This is a genomic window from Streptomyces sp. NPDC005017 (assembly GCF_042873115.1).
Taxonomy (GTDB): domain Bacteria; phylum Actinomycetota; class Actinomycetes; order Streptomycetales; family Streptomycetaceae; genus Streptomyces.
On record NZ_JBIALD010000001.1, the window covers coordinates 647,575 to 662,129 of the forward strand.

Annotated in this window: 10 protein-coding genes and 1 pseudogene; 1 reads left to right on the top strand and 10 read right to left on the bottom strand. The window is 71.5% G+C overall.

Annotation, left to right across the window (positions count from 1 at the left end):
* Positions 1 to 17 precede the first annotated feature (17 nt).
* Together ACFYR0_RS02765 and ACFYR0_RS02770 are read right to left on the bottom strand one after the other, a co-directional pair.
* Entirely contained in the window at positions 18 to 617 is a 600-nt protein-coding gene (locus ACFYR0_RS02765; RefSeq protein WP_389321032.1) for a toxin-antitoxin system, toxin component family protein, read from the bottom strand.
* A gap of 483 nt (positions 618 to 1,100) precedes the next feature.
* Positions 1,101 to 4,040, bottom strand: a complete 2,940-nt coding sequence (locus ACFYR0_RS02770) for a beta-galactosidase (protein ID WP_389321035.1) — start codon at positions 4,038 to 4,040, stop codon at positions 1,101 to 1,103.
* 490 nt (positions 4,041 to 4,530) lie between these two features.
* Here ACFYR0_RS02770 and ACFYR0_RS02775 point away from each other — a divergent pair, with 490 nt between their 5' ends.
* Positions 4,531 to 4,938, top strand: coding sequence for an ankyrin repeat domain-containing protein (locus ACFYR0_RS02775; protein WP_389321038.1), 408 nt, complete (start codon positions 4,531 to 4,533; stop codon positions 4,936 to 4,938).
* A gap of 25 nt (positions 4,939 to 4,963) precedes the next feature.
* On the opposite strand, the gene ACFYR0_RS02780 is transcribed toward ACFYR0_RS02775, so the two are convergent.
* The 8 genes and pseudogenes from ACFYR0_RS02780 to ACFYR0_RS02815 all read right to left on the bottom strand — a co-directional run bounded on the left by ACFYR0_RS02780 (position 4,964) and on the right by ACFYR0_RS02815 (position 14,351).
* Positions 4,964 to 6,484 (bottom strand): pyridoxal phosphate-dependent aminotransferase, encoded by a 1,521-nt coding sequence (locus ACFYR0_RS02780; RefSeq protein WP_389321141.1) that lies wholly within the window; start codon positions 6,482 to 6,484, stop codon positions 4,964 to 4,966.
* 159 nt (positions 6,485 to 6,643) lie between these two features.
* A pseudogene (locus tag ACFYR0_RS02785) lies at positions 6,644 to 6,795 on the bottom strand (galactose-1-epimerase); the annotation flags it as partial.
* A gap of 103 nt (positions 6,796 to 6,898) precedes the next feature.
* Positions 6,899 to 8,143, bottom strand: coding sequence for a multiple monosaccharide ABC transporter permease (gene mmsB / locus ACFYR0_RS02790; protein ID WP_389321042.1), 1,245 nt, complete (start codon positions 8,141 to 8,143; stop codon positions 6,899 to 6,901).
* Positions 8,140 to 9,690 (bottom strand): multiple monosaccharide ABC transporter ATP-binding protein, encoded by a 1,551-nt coding sequence (gene mmsA, locus ACFYR0_RS02795; RefSeq protein ID WP_389321045.1) that lies wholly within the window; start codon positions 9,688 to 9,690, stop codon positions 8,140 to 8,142. Before mmsA ends, mmsB begins: the two co-directional genes overlap by 4 nt.
* A gap of 32 nt (positions 9,691 to 9,722) precedes the next feature.
* Entirely contained in the window at positions 9,723 to 10,835 is a 1,113-nt protein-coding gene (chvE, locus tag ACFYR0_RS02800; RefSeq protein ID WP_389321048.1) for a multiple monosaccharide ABC transporter substrate-binding protein, read from the bottom strand.
* A gap of 194 nt (positions 10,836 to 11,029) precedes the next feature.
* Positions 11,030 to 12,004, bottom strand: coding sequence for a hypothetical protein (locus tag ACFYR0_RS02805; RefSeq protein ID WP_389321051.1), 975 nt, complete (start codon positions 12,002 to 12,004; stop codon positions 11,030 to 11,032).
* A gap of 182 nt (positions 12,005 to 12,186) precedes the next feature.
* Positions 12,187 to 13,194 carry a zinc-binding dehydrogenase gene (locus ACFYR0_RS02810; RefSeq protein ID WP_389321054.1) on the bottom strand — a complete coding sequence of 336 codons (1,008 nt, stop codon included), beginning with the start codon at positions 13,192 to 13,194 and terminating at the stop codon, positions 12,187 to 12,189.
* A complete protein-coding gene (locus ACFYR0_RS02815) occupies positions 13,191 to 14,351 on the bottom strand; it encodes a mandelate racemase/muconate lactonizing enzyme family protein (RefSeq protein WP_389321057.1) in 1,161 nt (386 codons plus the stop codon). The genes ACFYR0_RS02810 and ACFYR0_RS02815 overlap by 4 nt, the downstream gene beginning before the upstream one ends.
* Positions 14,352 to 14,555: the final 204 nt, after the last annotated feature.

Sequence of the window (14,555 nt, forward strand, 5' to 3'; positions counted from 1 at the left end):
CCCGCCGAGGGCGGGGGTCACCGCGCGGAACCTCCCCGTCCCCGGTAGCCCATCGACCGCTGGACGGGGTCGAGGGACGGGCGCGGGTCCTGGCCCCTCAGCAGCGGCCGGAAGGCGGTGGCGAGGCGGTGGCCGAAGTCGTCGGCCTGGGCCTCGTCGGCCTGGCGGGAGCCGTTGCGGGCGGCGACGGTCAGCGCGGAACCGCCGAATCCGGCCAGCGCGTGCGCGGCGGCCGCGTGCCCGGGGCCGTGCAGATGGCGGTGTCCCGCGTGCAGATGCCACAACTCGTGCCCGAGGATCACCAGTTGCTGGGAGGCCTCGGCCCGCTCCTCCACGATGACCAGGTCGAAGTCCTGGAACTCCACGCACAGCCCGGTCACTTCGATCTCGTCCGGGAACCGTTCGAAGCGCAGCTCGACGGGTCTGCCGCCGCGCCGCGCGCTCATCTCCTCGCACAGGGCCCGGCACAGCTCGCGCACGTCGGCGGGCTGCCGCGCCCGCTCGCCGAGCGCGGCACCGAGATCGCGGGCCAGCCCGCGCATGGCGGAGGCCGCCCTCGGCCGCCGGAGTGCCGCGACCCACCGGGCCGCTTTCCCGCGCGCCCCCGCGCTGTCCATCGAGCCCCCTTCCACCGCCGTACGGCAAGCTGTTCGAGCCTACGCGGGGAGAACGTCCCGCGTCACTCGATCCGAAGACCGTTGTCCGACCGGAAGTGATCACGCCTGACCCCTCTCGACCCAAACCCCCGCCCCCGGCCGCGCCCAACGCCACCCTCCCGCCCTGCCCGAGCGGCACCCGCCCTTCTTGGGGCGCGGGGCTGTGTCGATATGCGGCTCCGCCGCGTGGACGCGCCTGGCATCAGCCTCCCGCCCCGCCCGAGCGGCACCCGCCCTTCTTGGGGCGCGGGGCTGTGTCGATATGCGGCTCCGCCGCGTGGACGCGCCTGGCATCAGCTTCCCGCCCCGCTCGAGCGGCACCCGCCCTTCTTGAGGGGCGGGGAACTGCGCGAACAACCACCGGCGACGGTCAGCCGCCAACCAACCCCCACCACCCCCCGACAAGCGACGCAGGACCACGCCCCCGACTCCGCCCGAGTCAGCTCACCGACCAGGAGACTCGACCGCCTCGACAGGCACACCCCCCACCACCGCGCCCAGCAGGGCGAGCCGCACCACCCCCGGCCCAGAAGCCGTCGTGCCGTCGGACAGCACGGCGAGGGCGAGCGTGTTGCCGCCACGGGTCCGCAGAATCCCGTTCGGCAGCACGAACGTGTGCTGCGGACCCACGTCGTTGATGTACTGCCCCATGTTCCAGCCGTTGAGGAAGATCTGCGCGCGGTACGCCAGCGCCGGGTCGTCGTCCAGGACCAGCCCGATCGACGCGTCCGTGCCCGGGTCGACGTCCAGCCGGAACGACCGCCGGTACCAGGTCACCCCGAGCCGCGCGGCCGCGCCCGGCAGCCCGACGGCCGCCCAGTCGGCGTCCGGGTGCCCCGGCAGATGCCAGCCCTGCCGCTCGCCGTACAGTCCGCCGTTGTTCTGCGGGCCGCGCACCGGGTCGTACGCCGCCTCGCCCTGCAACCGCCAGGCGATCCTCGGCGCGGCCCCGGTGAAGGCGGCCCTCGTCAGACCGCGGGCGGCCTTGTGGGTGTCCAGGGACTTGCCGTCCATGTCGTGCTGCATCCGCCGCACCAGCACCGACAGCACGTGCGCGCCGGGGGTGCGCAGCCGCTCCGGCACGGCCAGCTCGGCCGTGGCCTCCCAACTGCCCTTGCGCACACTGGCGCTGTCCGGCACCGGCATCCGGTGCCGGCCCAGCGCGACCCCGTCGAGCCAGGCCATCAGCATGCCCTGGGTACCGGTGCTGTAGCCGAGGGAGAGGGACGTGGCGCCGGTGGCGCCGGTGAAGCGGCCCCGGTACCAGACGTCGCCGTAGTGGAAGCCGTAGTCGTCCGCGAAGAGCACCGGCTGCCCGGCCGGCACCGGCGTGGTGCTGAACGAACCGGTCAGGTCGGCGCGCCGCCAGGCGGAGTCGTCGAAGCCGGGCGCGGACTCCGGGTTCTCCTCCCGGCGCCGCCAGCCGCCGCTCAGCGAGGGCAGCGCGACCGGGCCGGGCCCGGGGAGCGGGGTGCCGGCGCGCAGACCGCCCGAGGGGGAGTCGCCGGTGCGCACGGCGACGCCGTTCCAGGTGACCTCGCCGACACCGCGCGGCGCCCACACCTCCAGACCGGACGCCTCGGCGGTGTCCCCGGTCAGCCGCAGCACGGTCCCGTCCAGCGCGGCCGTCCGCAGCAGCGCCGGGCCGTGCACGAGCACCGGCCCGGAGGGCGTCTCGTACGGCCACAGCCGCACCGAGGTCTCGTCGTCGCAGAGCAGCAGCAGCACGGGCGCGGCCGCCCCGCCCCCGCTGACCAGCACCCGCGTCAGGCCGTCGAGCCGGGCGTCGACCCGCAGGGCGCCGTCCTGGTACGAGTGCTGCGCGTCCCCCTCCAGCACCCGCACCTCGGGCTCGTCCGCCCACTCCAGGGCGGTGCGGGTGGCCTCGCCGCCGCGCCCGGTCAGCACCAGCACGTCCTGCCGTCCGGCCGTGATCCCGAGCATCGGCTGCGCGCTGGAGTAGCGCAGCGTCCGCCGTCCGAGCCGCAGCCCGGCGGCAAGCAGCCGTGCGTCCTGCCCCGGCAGGGACACCGGCAGCCGGACGCCGCCCACGGGGACGGTGGTGGCGACCGGGTCCGCGCTGTCGTTGCGCAGCACATAGACATGGGCGCCGGTGGACGCGGCCGTCAGGTGGTACACCTTCACGCGCGCGTCGGCCGCCTTCACCTCCGCCGCCCTGACGAGTTCGGCGAAGTCCGGTACGCCGCGCAGCAGATGGCCGAGCTGGTGCATCGGGACGAGCTTGGCGGTGGCGCCCCTGCCCTCGTCGAAGGCGGCGCCGTAGTCGTACGACGTGTAGACCTGGGGCGAGGGCAGCCAGCCCCAGCTGGTGCCGCCGAAGGTCATGTAGACGTTGTGCAGGGTGATGCCGTTGGCGAGGTTGGTGAGGTAGAAGCGCCGCTCGTACGCCGCGTCACGGGTCCGGCGGGACTCCGCGTAGCCCTTGCCCTGGAACTCCACCCCGCCCCACGGGTCGAACCAGCCGCCGCCGAACTCCGGTACGAAACCCGGCGTGTCCGGGCTGGCGGTGGCGCCGCCCTTGCTGCCGCCGCTGCCGAAGTGGCCCCAGTCCGGCGGGGTCCTGAACGGGCTCGGGTAGCCGTCGAACCCGTACAGCCAGCGGCCCGTCTCCCCGCCCGTGTCGAAGGAGCCGGGCACCCAGTGGCCGTTGCGCCCGTTGTCGTTGTGGAAGAGGGGCACGTCGATGCCGTCGGCGCGGACCTTGGCGTAGAGGTGGGCCATGTAGTCGCGGCCCGCGGGCTGGTCCACATGCGCGTCGTACTCGTTCTCGATCTGGTAGAGCAGGACCGTGCCGGTGCCCCGCGTGTACAGATGGCGGGCGACGATTCCGTTCACCGCGGTCAGCCACGCGTCGACATGGCCCAGATACGTGGGGTCGCTGGTGCGGGCGGTGCCCGCGGTGGCGGTCAGCCAGCCGGGGAAGCCGCCCGCGTCCACCTCGGCGTTGATGTAGGGGCCCGGTCGCAGGATCACGAACAGGCCCGTCTCGGCGGCCGTGCGCAGGAACAGGTCCAGGTCCCGGACGCCGGTGAAGTCGTACTGCCCGGGGGCGGGGGAGTGGACGTTCCAGGCGACGTAGACGCTGACCGCGTTGTAGCCGTACGCCCGCATCTTCTGCAGCACGTCCCGCCACAGGGAGGGGCTGGGCAGCCGGAAGGGGTGCATCTCGCCGGACCAGACGAACACGCGCTCGCCGTCCACGAGCAGGGAGTGCCGGTCGAAGCCGACCGTGTGCCGCAGGGCGTCGGCGGCCGGGGGCGGCGCGGCGGCGGGACGGGGGTGCGCGGTCGCCGTCCCGTCCAGGGCGAGACCCAGGGCCGTCGCGCCGGCGAGGGTGTGGAAGGTGCGTCTGCTCAGCTCCATGGGAGCCTCCGTGACGGTCCGTGGGGGGCGGGTGCGCGGTCATTGTGTCCGTGAGGGGACGGCGCGACGGGGCTCCGACCTGCGTGGCACGGGAGGATTACGCGGTACGGCGGTCGTCGTGAACCCGGATGACGCGATGCCTTGTGCGCGTTGTCGGGTGCGGGTCCGTCCTGGCCGGTCGCGCAGTTCCCCGCGCCCCTTCGGGTGGGCCCTGCGCTGCCCCGCTTCGAGAGCCGCGAGACCGCCCTGCCCAGGAGCGCGGAGAACTACGCAAACCCCACCCCCGACCCGCACTCGCGCACGCACGTTCACCCTCTCAGGGGCGCGGGGAACTGCGCGAAAACCACCGACCACCCGCACCGGCATACGCACGTTCACCCTCTCAGGGGCGCGGGGAACTGCGCGAAAACCACCGACCACCCGCACCCGCATACGCACGCTCACCCCTCAGGGGCGCGGGGAACTCGCGGTCGGCATAGGCTCGACGGCCGTGAACAGACGCAGGAGCAAGAAGCTGTCGCGGCGGCTGGTGACGGCGGCGCTGCTGGGCCGGGCCGACGAGGTCCGGGCGCTGCTGCGCTCGGGCGCGGACCCGGGCGCCGCCGACCCGGACGGCACGACCCCGCTCTACCAGGCGTCCGTGCAGGGCGACGCGGAGATCGTCCGCCTCCTGCTGGCGGCCGGGGCGGACCCGGACACCGAGAGCGGCCACGGCTCCGAGGGCACCCCGCTGTGCGCGGCGGCCTGCTGGGGCCACGAGGCCGCGGTGCGGGCCCTGCTCGCGGGCGGCGCCGACCCGTCCCTGCGCGAGGACGGCGGCACGGGCCTGACCCCGCTGGAGTGGGCGCGGCGGGGGCCGTATCCGGGGACCGCGGCGTTGCTGGAGGCGGCCCGGTGATCCCGGGCCGGGGCAGCCGCCTTCGTCAGCCGGCGGCCATCGGCCAGTTGGGGGTGTTCGGCCAGCCCGTGGCGGGGGCGGGGGTGAGGCCGTTCGTGCCTCTGACCTCGGCGGCGGTGCGTCCACCCTGGGCGGGGACGCCGGGCGGGGTGAGACCCATGGCGGCGGGTATCGGCTGAGGGGCCGGGGGCGGGGCGACCTGCTGCGGCACGACGGGCATGGGGGCGGGCGCCGGGGCCGCCACCGGCACGGGGGCCTCCATCATCTGCGGAGCCGCCATGGCGGCCGGGGCGGACATCGCGGGGGCCGCCATCGCCGGCGCGGCCATCGCGGGCGCGGTCATGGGAGCGCCCGCCATCGCGGGGGCGGGGGCCGGCATCGCGAAGCCCGCGCCGTTCGTCGCGCCCATCAGCCGATCCACGGCCGCCGTGCCCGAGCTGTAGCTGGTCCCGGTGCTCAGCTCGGGCACGGCGGCCGCTCCCCTCCTGGTCCCGTAGAGCACCTGTTCCAGGCCGGACACCAGGCGACGCACGTCGACCTGGGGGCGCACCACGAGTCTCAGGAAGCGACTGGAGGAACCGATCTTGTTGCCGCACTCGCGGACCAGCAGCCGGTGCTCGGTGAGCAGCCGGTCACGGACCACGGTGCCCTCGGCTCCTACGGGCAGACGGACGAAGAGGAAGTTGCCCTGGGAGGGGTAGACGGTGAGGCCGGGCAGCGAGGACAGGGCGCTGGACATCTCCATCCGGTCGCGGCGGACCTGCTGGAGGCTCTGCGCGTACTCCTGTCCGTGATCCTTCAGCATGAACACCACGTGCTCGGCGAAGGAGTTGAGGTTCCACTTGGGGAGCATGGAACGGACCTTGCCCGCCAGCGCGGGGTTGGCGACGAGGTAGCCGAAGCGGATGCCGTGCAGGCCGAAGTTCTTGCCGAGGCTGCGCAGCACGACGACGTTGGGCCGCAGCATCGCCTCCTGCACGACGGACGGGTCGGCCTCGGCGTCGGCGAACTCCAGGAAGCTCTCGTCGACGACCACCAGGTCCAGATCGGCCATGGCGTCCATGAACTGCACCACGTGGTGGCGCTGCAGATAGCCGCCGTCGGGGTTGTTGGGGTTGCACAGGACCGCGACCCGGGTGCCCCGCGCCCGGATGAACGCGGCGTACTGGGCGAGGTCGAGGGCGAAGCCGCTGGACTCCTGGAGCGGGAACATGTCGACGCGTTTGCCGGTCTCCATGGGCTGGTCGGTCCAGCGGCCGAAGGTGGGGACGGGGATGGCGAGGGACTCCCGGACCAGCAGATGGTCGATCCAGGTGATCAGCTCCGTGGAGCCGTTGCCCATCGCCACGCACTGCGGCGGAAGTCCGAGCAGGGAGCACAGCTCGGCGGTGATGGTGTCGGCGCTGCTGGGGTAGTACGTGACGATGTCCCGCAGCCGGGTCGCCATCTCGTCGAACATCGCCGGGGTGGGGAAGTAGGGGTTGCACGGGATGCAGAAGTCCACCGGACCGGCCCCGTCGCCTCCCTCGCGCGCCAGCGCCGCCATCGACGGACTGTGCGCCGAGGTGCTGCGGAACAGCGAGGTGACGTTGCCGGTCGTCAAGGGGTCCTCCGTTTCTGGGTGGCCCGCGCGGGGGAGCACGGGCCACCCATCCATACGGAGACCGGCGTGGTGATGTTCAACTCGTGGGGAACGTGTGGAGGTTCACGCGTCGAACGAGTGCACCCTGGTCGAGCGGTACGCCTGGCCGGGGCGCAGCACCGTCGAGGGGAAGGGCGGCTGGCCGGGCGAGTCCGGGAAGTAGCTGGGGTCTCCAGGCGGAGCGCGTCGCCCTGGCGGTAGACGGAACCGCCGGTGTACGTCTCCAAGGGGGCCCCTCCTTCAGGGGCGCGGGGAACCGCGCGAGCAGGCGACAACGGCCCCCGGCAGGGGACGAACCGGAGCGACCGAGCTGTACCGCTAGGAACCGACCCGCCGCTTGTTCCACACGTCGAACCCGACCGCCGCCAGCAGCACCAGACCCTTGATGACCTGCTGCCAGTCCGTGCCGATGCCGACGAGGTTCATACCGTTGTTCAGCACGCCGAGGACCAGGCCGCCGATGATCGCGCCGAGCACCGTGCCGACACCGCCGCTCATCGACGCGCCGCCGATGAACGAGGCGGCGATGGCCTCCAGCTCGAAGTTGAGGCCCGCCTTGGGCGAGGCCGCGTTGAAGCGGGCGGCGAAGACCAGACCCGCAAGGGCCGCGAGCATGCCCATGTTCAGGAAGACCAGGAAGGTGACCTTCCTGTCCTTCACACCCGACAGCTTGGCCGCCGGGAGGTTGCCGCCGATGGCGTAGATGTGGCGGCCGACGATCGCGTTTCGCATGACGTAGCCGAAGCCGACCAGCAGCACCCCGAGGACCAGCAGGACGTACGGGGCGCCCTTGTAGCTGGCGAGCAGCATCGTCACGGTGAGGATGGCGGCGCCCAGCGCGACCAGCTTGAGCAGGAAGACCTTGAACGGCGGGACCTCGAGGGAGAACTCCTGCTGGCGGCGGCGGTCGCGGAACTCCTGGAGGACCACGAAGACGATCAGCCCGAGACCGAGCAGCAGCGTGAGGTTGTGGTAGTTGGTGTCCGGGCCGGCCTCGGGCATGAAGCCGTTGGACACCTTCTGCAGGCCCTCCGGGAACGGGCCGAGGGTCTGCCCCTCCAGGAAGATCTCCGTCAGACCGCGGAAGACGAGCATGCCCGCGAGGGTGACGATGAACGAGGGTATGCCGCCGTAGGCGATGAAGAACCCTTGTGCCGCGCCCGCCAGCGCGCCCATGGCGAGACAGAGGACGACGGCGACCGGCCACGGCAGATCGTTCTTGACCATGAACACGGCCGCCATGGACCCGATGAACGCGGTCAGCGAGCCGACCGACAGGTCGATGTGGCCAGCGATGATCACCAGCATCATGCCGATCGCGAGGATCAGGATGTAGCTGTTCTGGAGCACCAGGTTGGAGACGTTGCGCGGCAGCAGCAGGTCACCGTCGGTCCACACGGCGAACAGCACCACGATCAGACCGAGGGCGATCAGCATGCCGTACTGCCGCATGTTGCGGCGCATGCCCTCCGTCACCAGGTGGAGCAGGCCGTCCCCGGTGGCCGTGCGGCCCTTGCCGGGCGGCGCCGGGGCCGGCGTCCTGTCGGTCACATCCGTGCTCATCGGGATACCTCTTTGTCCTTGGTCATCTGACGCATCAGCGCTTCCTGCGAGGCCTCGGCCCGCGAGAACTCACCCGTGAGCCGCCCGGCGGCCATGGTGTAGATGCGGTCGCACATGCCGAGCAGCTCCGGCAGCTCGGAGGAGATGAAGACGACCGCCTTGCCCTGGGCGGCCAGTCGGTCGATGACGGTGTAGATCTCGTACTTGGCGCCGACGTCGATCCCTCGCGTCGGCTCGTCCAGGATCAGCACATCGGGACCCGCGAAGATCCACTTGCTGAGGACGACCTTCTGCTGGTTGCCGCCGGAGAGCTTGCCCACCGGCTCGAAGACGGTCGGCGCCTTGATGTTCATGGACTTGCGGAAGCCCTCGGCGACCCGCCGCTCCTCGTGCTCGTCGACCACGCCCCGCCTGGCGACCTTGCCCAGCGCGCTGAGCGAGATGTTGCGGTTGATGGTGTCGATGAGGTTCAGGCCGAAGTGCTTGCGGTCCTCGGTGACGTACGCGATGCCGTGGCGGACCGCCTCGGGGACGGACCTGGTGCGGATCTCCTCACCGTCCTTGAGGACCGTGCCGCCCGCGTACCGGCCGTAGGTCCGCCCGAACACGCTCATCGCGAGTTCGGTGCGGCCCGCGCCCATCAGGCCCGCGATCCCGACGATCTCCCCGCGCCTGACCTCGATGGAGACGTCGTCGACGACCTTGCGCTGCTGGTCGATCGGGTGGTGCACGGTCCAGTTGCGGACCTCCAGCGCCGGGGCCGCGCCCTCCTCGGGCGTGTGCGGGGTGCGGTCGGGGAAGCGGTGCTCCAGGTCCCGGCCGACCATCCCGCTGATGATCCGGTCCTCGGTGGTCCCCTCGGCCTTCACGTCGAGGGTCTCGATGGTCCGGCCGTCGCGCAGGATCGTCACCGAGTCGGCGACCCTGCGGATCTCGTTGAGCTTGTGGCTGATGATGATCGAGGTGACGCCCTGCTTCTTCAACTCCAGGATCAGATCGAGGAGTTTGCCGCTGTCCTCGTCGTTCAGGGCGGCGGTCGGCTCATCCAGGATGAGCAGCTTCACCTTCTTCGACAGCGCCTTCGCGATCTCCACCAGCTGCTGCTTGCCCACGCCGATGTCGGCGACGCGGGTGTCGGGGTGGTCGCCGAGACCGACCCGGCGCAGCAGCTCGGTGGCGTGCCGCAGCGTCTCGGTCCAGCTGATGATCCCGCGGGTGGCGTGCTCGTTGCCGAGGAAGATGTTCTCCGCGATGGAGAGATAGGGGATCAGCGCCAGTTCCTGGTGGATGATCACGATGCCGTGATGCTCACTGGCCCTGATGTCCTTGAAGGAGCAGACCTCCCCCTCGAAGAGGATCTCGCCCTCGTACGTGCCGTGCGGGTGGACTCCGGAGAGGACCTTCATCAGGGTCGACTTCCCGGCGCCGTTCTCCCCGCAGATGGCGTGGACCTCGCCCCGCCGGACGGTCAGCGTGACGTCCGACAGCGCCTTGACGCCGGGAAAGGTCTTGACGATCGAGCGCATTTCCAGGACGGGTCCCGCCATGGTCGTGCCTTCCAATCCCTGTGTCGGGGTGCTTAGTTGAGGTCGCCGACCTTGATGTAGCCGGAATCGACCACGGTGGCCCGGTAGTTGCCCTTGTCGACGCTGACCGGCTCCAGCAGGTAGGCCGGGACGACCTTGGAGCCGTTGTCGTAGGTCTTCTCGTCGTTGACCTCGGGCTTCTTGTCGTTGAGCACCGCGTCGACCATGTTCGAGGCGACCTCGGCGAGTTCGCGGGTGTCCTTGTAGACGGTCATCGACTGCTCGTCGGCGATGATCGACTTCACCGAGGCGACCTCGGCGTCCTGCCCGGTGACGATCGGCAGCGGCTTGGCCTTCGAGCCGTAGTCGTCGGACTTCAGCGCCGACAGGATGCCGATCGAGATGCCGTCGTACGGCGAGAGCACCGCGTCGACCCGCTCGGACTTGTAGGCCGAGGTGAGGATGTCGTCCATGCGCTTCTGGGCGGTGCCGCCGTCCCAGCGCAGGGTGGTGACCTGGGTGAGCTCGGTCTGGCCGGAGCGGACGACGAGCTGCTTCCTGTCGATGTAGGGCTGCAGGACGTTCATGGCGCCCTGGAAGAAGTAGCGGGTGTTGTTGTCGTCGTTGGACCCGGCGAACAGCTCGACGTTGAAGGGGCCCTTCTCGCTGCCGTCCTTCAGGCCCAGCTTCTCGACGATGTAGCCGCCCTGGAGCTCGCCGACCTTCTCGTTGTCGAAGGAGGCGTAGTAGTCGACGTTCGGGGTGCCGAGGATCAGACGGTCGTAGGAGATCACCGGGATGCCGGCGTCCTTCGCCTGCTGGAGGACGTTGTTCATCGACTTGTTGTCGATGGCCGCGACGATCAGGGCCTTCACGCCCTGGGTGATCAGGTTCTCGATCTGCGAGACCTGCTGGTCGGGGTCGTCCTCGCCGAAGACCAGCTTGGTCTTGTAGCCCTTCTCCTCCAGGTGCTTGACGACGTTGTCGCCGTCGGCGATCCAGCGCTCGGAGGACTTGGTCGGCATCGCGATGCCGATGGTGGCGCCCTCGCCGCCGCCCTTGTCCTCCTCGCTGCCGCCCTCGGAGCTCTGGCCGCAGGCGGTGAGGGTGAGGGCGAGGCAGGCGGCGGTGGCTATGCCGGCGAGGGCGCTTCTACGAGTGCGCATGGTGATCGGTCCCTGTTCTTCTCGTCGTCGAGAGGTGGTGAAGCGGTGGGTGGGGCGTGCGCCCGAGGGGGCGCGGGGCCGGGTCGGTGGGGCGTGCCCCCGAAGGGATGCGGGGCTGGGTCGGGGTGCGGCTGCGCCGCGCGGGCGGGTAAGGGCGGCCGCGGCGGCTCATCCCGTGAAGCGAGCCGCGGCGGTCATCCCGCGGAGCGCTCCGCGGGGAAGCGGCTGAGGTCGCCGGGCAGCCGGGAGCCGAGCGGGGCCATCCCGCCGTCCGCGCCGTGCCGGGCGAGCAGGTCCAGGGCGAGCCGGCCGCGCCGAACCCGCTCCCGGGCGGTGTCCAGGGTCAGGTCCCGCAGATGGGCGCCGTACGGGTAGATCCCGGGCGCCCTCGACAGGCCGAACTTCAGATAGAGCGGGGCCCCGCGCCGGATCAGCTCGGCGATCTCGTACATCCGGACGTAGCCGCCGAGGTCGTCCGGCGCCTCGAGGTACATGTCCATCGGGGCGGCCGACACCCGCCGGATCTCGGTGAGATGATGCAGCGTCAGGTCACTGGGCACATTGACCGAGTCGGCGCCGAGCCGCTCGTAGACCGCGTACGCGGCCGGGTTGACCGGGCCGATCAGCGCCGACACCTTCAGCGTGGTGTCGGCCGGGAGGATGCCGGACCCCCGCGCCCGGTGCAGGGTCCACAGCACCCCCTCGTCGGCCACCAGCAGGCACCTCACGCCGAGTTCGGTGGCGCGTACGGCGTCCTCGACACAGCCCGCGACGGCGTCGTGGCCCCGGGCGCGCACTCCGGCACCCCGCGAATCGGTGCGCACGGAACCGCCGATGTCCCAGGTGCCGCGCGGGCCGGTGAACAGGCAGAGCTCGATGCCGCGTTCGGCCGTGGCCTCGGCCATCTCGGTGATCTCGGCGTCGGTGAGCATCCACACACCGCTGCCCTGGCTGATCCGGTGGACCGGCACGTCCAGCCGGGAGGCCTCCTTCAGGACGACGGCCAGCGCCTCGGGTCCCTCCACGGAGGGGATCTCGGTGCGCCAGCGGCCGCCGCCGGGGAAGGAGTACGGCGAGGCGTCGGCGGGGGAGAGGTCGGGCGCGCCCAGGCCGAGCGCGGCGAGCGCCTGCTCGCCGGGCCGCCGGGTCGCCGTGAAGGCGTCGGTCACAAGCTGTCCTTCGTGTTCGGTATTTCGGACGTTGTTCGCGTCCAAGCGTGTGAGCTGGCGGTACGCCGGTACGGCGACGGTCAGGTCGCCCCGTACCGGCGCACCCCGGGGGTTGCGGGAGTTCGGCGACAGGGCCTGGAGCGGGTTTCGCCCCAGGGCCCGTCCGGCAGGGGCCTAGCGGCCTAGGGGCGCAGGAGCACCTTCCCGACCTTCGGATCGCCGGACCCGACCAGCTCGATGGCCTGCGCGAACTCCTCCAGCGGCAGCTCGTGCGTCACCAGCGGCACCGGGTCCAGCAGCCCCGCGGCGAAGACCCGCACGGTGTGCGCCCAGGCGTCGGGCGGCGCACCGAAGACGGTGTGCACCTCCAGCTGCCGTACGACCAGATCCGTCGGGTCGAGACCGTCGGCGCCCGGCGCCGGGATGCCGGTGAGCACCAGCCGCCCGCCGCGCCGCAGCAGCCCGGCCGCGGTACGCGCCGCGTCGGCGGACCCGGCGGTCTCGACGACGACGTCGAAGCCGTCCGGCAGCTCCTGGTCCTTGGTCAGGAAGGCGGTCGCGCCGAACCGCCGCGACAGCGCCTCCCGGTCCCGGCGCGTGCCCACCACCAGCAGCTCGGCCGGGGACACCGCCCGCAGGAACTGCACGGCGAACATCCCGAGCGTGCCCGTGCCCACGACCGCGACCCGCTCGCCCGGCCGGGCGCCCGCCTTCAGCGCGGCCGCCGCGACACAGGCGGCCGGCTCCAGCAGGGCCGCGGCGGTGAGGTCGGCGCCGTCCGGCAGCACGTGCAGCAGCCGGGCGGGCAGGGTGAGGGTGGCCGCCATCGCGCCGGGCTCGGTGAACCCGGTCTCCTCGTAACCAGCCGTGCACAGGGTCGTCTCGCCGGCGTGGCAGCGGTCGCAGACCTGGCAGTTGCGGAACCCCTCGCCGACGACCTTCCGCCCGATCAGGGAGGCGGGCACCCCGGCGCCCACCGCCTGCACGGTCCCGGACCACTCGTGGCCGGGCGTGAGCGGGTAACGGACGTATCCCTCGGGCCGGTTGCCCTGGTACACCTCGCGGTCGCTGCCGCAGATGCCGACCGCGTGCACCCGGACCAGTGCCTCGCCGGGGCCGGGCTCGCGCGGGGTGTGATCGGTCAGCCGGTGCTCACCGGGCGCCTCGACGACCACGGCGGCCGGGGTCACCGGTCGGTTCCCTTCGGCCTGCGCTGCTCCCAGCCCTCGGCCCACAGGTCGAACCGGGCCTGCTGCTGCGGGAACTCGGCGGCGGCCTCGGCGTCGAACTCGACCCCGAGGCCGGGCGCGTCGGAGAGGTGGAAGTAGCCGTCGATCACCTGCGGCGCGCCCTTGACGACCTTCTTGATGTCCGAGTCCGCGAAGTCGTTGAAGTGTTCGAGGACCTTGAAGTTGGGGGAGGTGAAGCCGACCTGCAGGGAGGCGGCGGTCAGCACCGAGCCGCCCACGTTATGCGGGGCGACCAGCATGTAGTGGGTCTCGGCGGTGGCGGCCAGCTTCCGGGTCTCCCAGATGCCGCCGATGTGGCCGACGTCGGGCTGGATGATGTCGACCGCCTGGCTCTCGAACAGCTCGCGGAACTCGATGCGGTCGTGGATGCGCTCACCCGTGGCCACGGGGACGTCCACCTTCGCGGCGACCTTCTCCAGCGCCTTGAGGTTCTCCGGCGGGCACGGCTCCTCCAGCCAGGCCGGGCCGAACGGTGCCAGCTCCTTCGCCAGCCGCACGGCCGTCGCGGGCGAGAACCGGCCGTGCATCTCCAGCATCAGTTCGGTGTCCGGCCCGATGGCGTCGCGCACGGCCTCGATGAGGGACACGGCGTACAGGGACTGCTCGTGGTCGAGCTCGAAGTGCCCGGTCCCGAACGGGTCGATCTTCAGCGCCTTGTAGCCGCGCTCGATCACGCCCTTCGCGGCCTTGTGGTACGCCTCGGGCGTGCGCTCGGTGGTGTACCAGCCGTTCGCGTACGCCTTCACCCGGTCGGTGACCTTGCCGCCGAGGAGCTGCCAGACGGGCACGCCCAGGGCCTTGCCCTTGATGTCCCAGCAGGCCGTCTCCACGACGGCGATCCCGGACATCACGATCTCGCCGGCCCGGCCGTAGTCGCCGTACTTCATGCGCCGCACCAGGTCCTCGACGGCGAACGGGTCGGAGCCGAGGATGTGGTTCGCCTCCGCCTCCCGCAGATAGCCGAGCAGCGCGTCGGTGTGGCCCAGCATCCGGGTCTCACCGACCCCGGTGACGCCCTCGTCGGTGTGCACCTGTACGTACGTCAGGTTGCGCCAGGGCGTCCCGACCACGTGTGTGCTGATTCCGGTGATGCGCACGGCAGTTGCCCCTCGTGAACGTCGACTCTGTTCGATATTTCGACATGCGTTCGAAATGCTGGCGTGACAGTAAGGACGGGGTGGTGGGGGTGTCAATGGGTCGCACAGATACTGACTTCGGCTCGTTAGGGTGACGTCGATTCGTCGAGGGTGAGGCCGGTGCCGGCTATGAAGCCGTCGAGGGTGTGGGGGCGGTACTGAAGG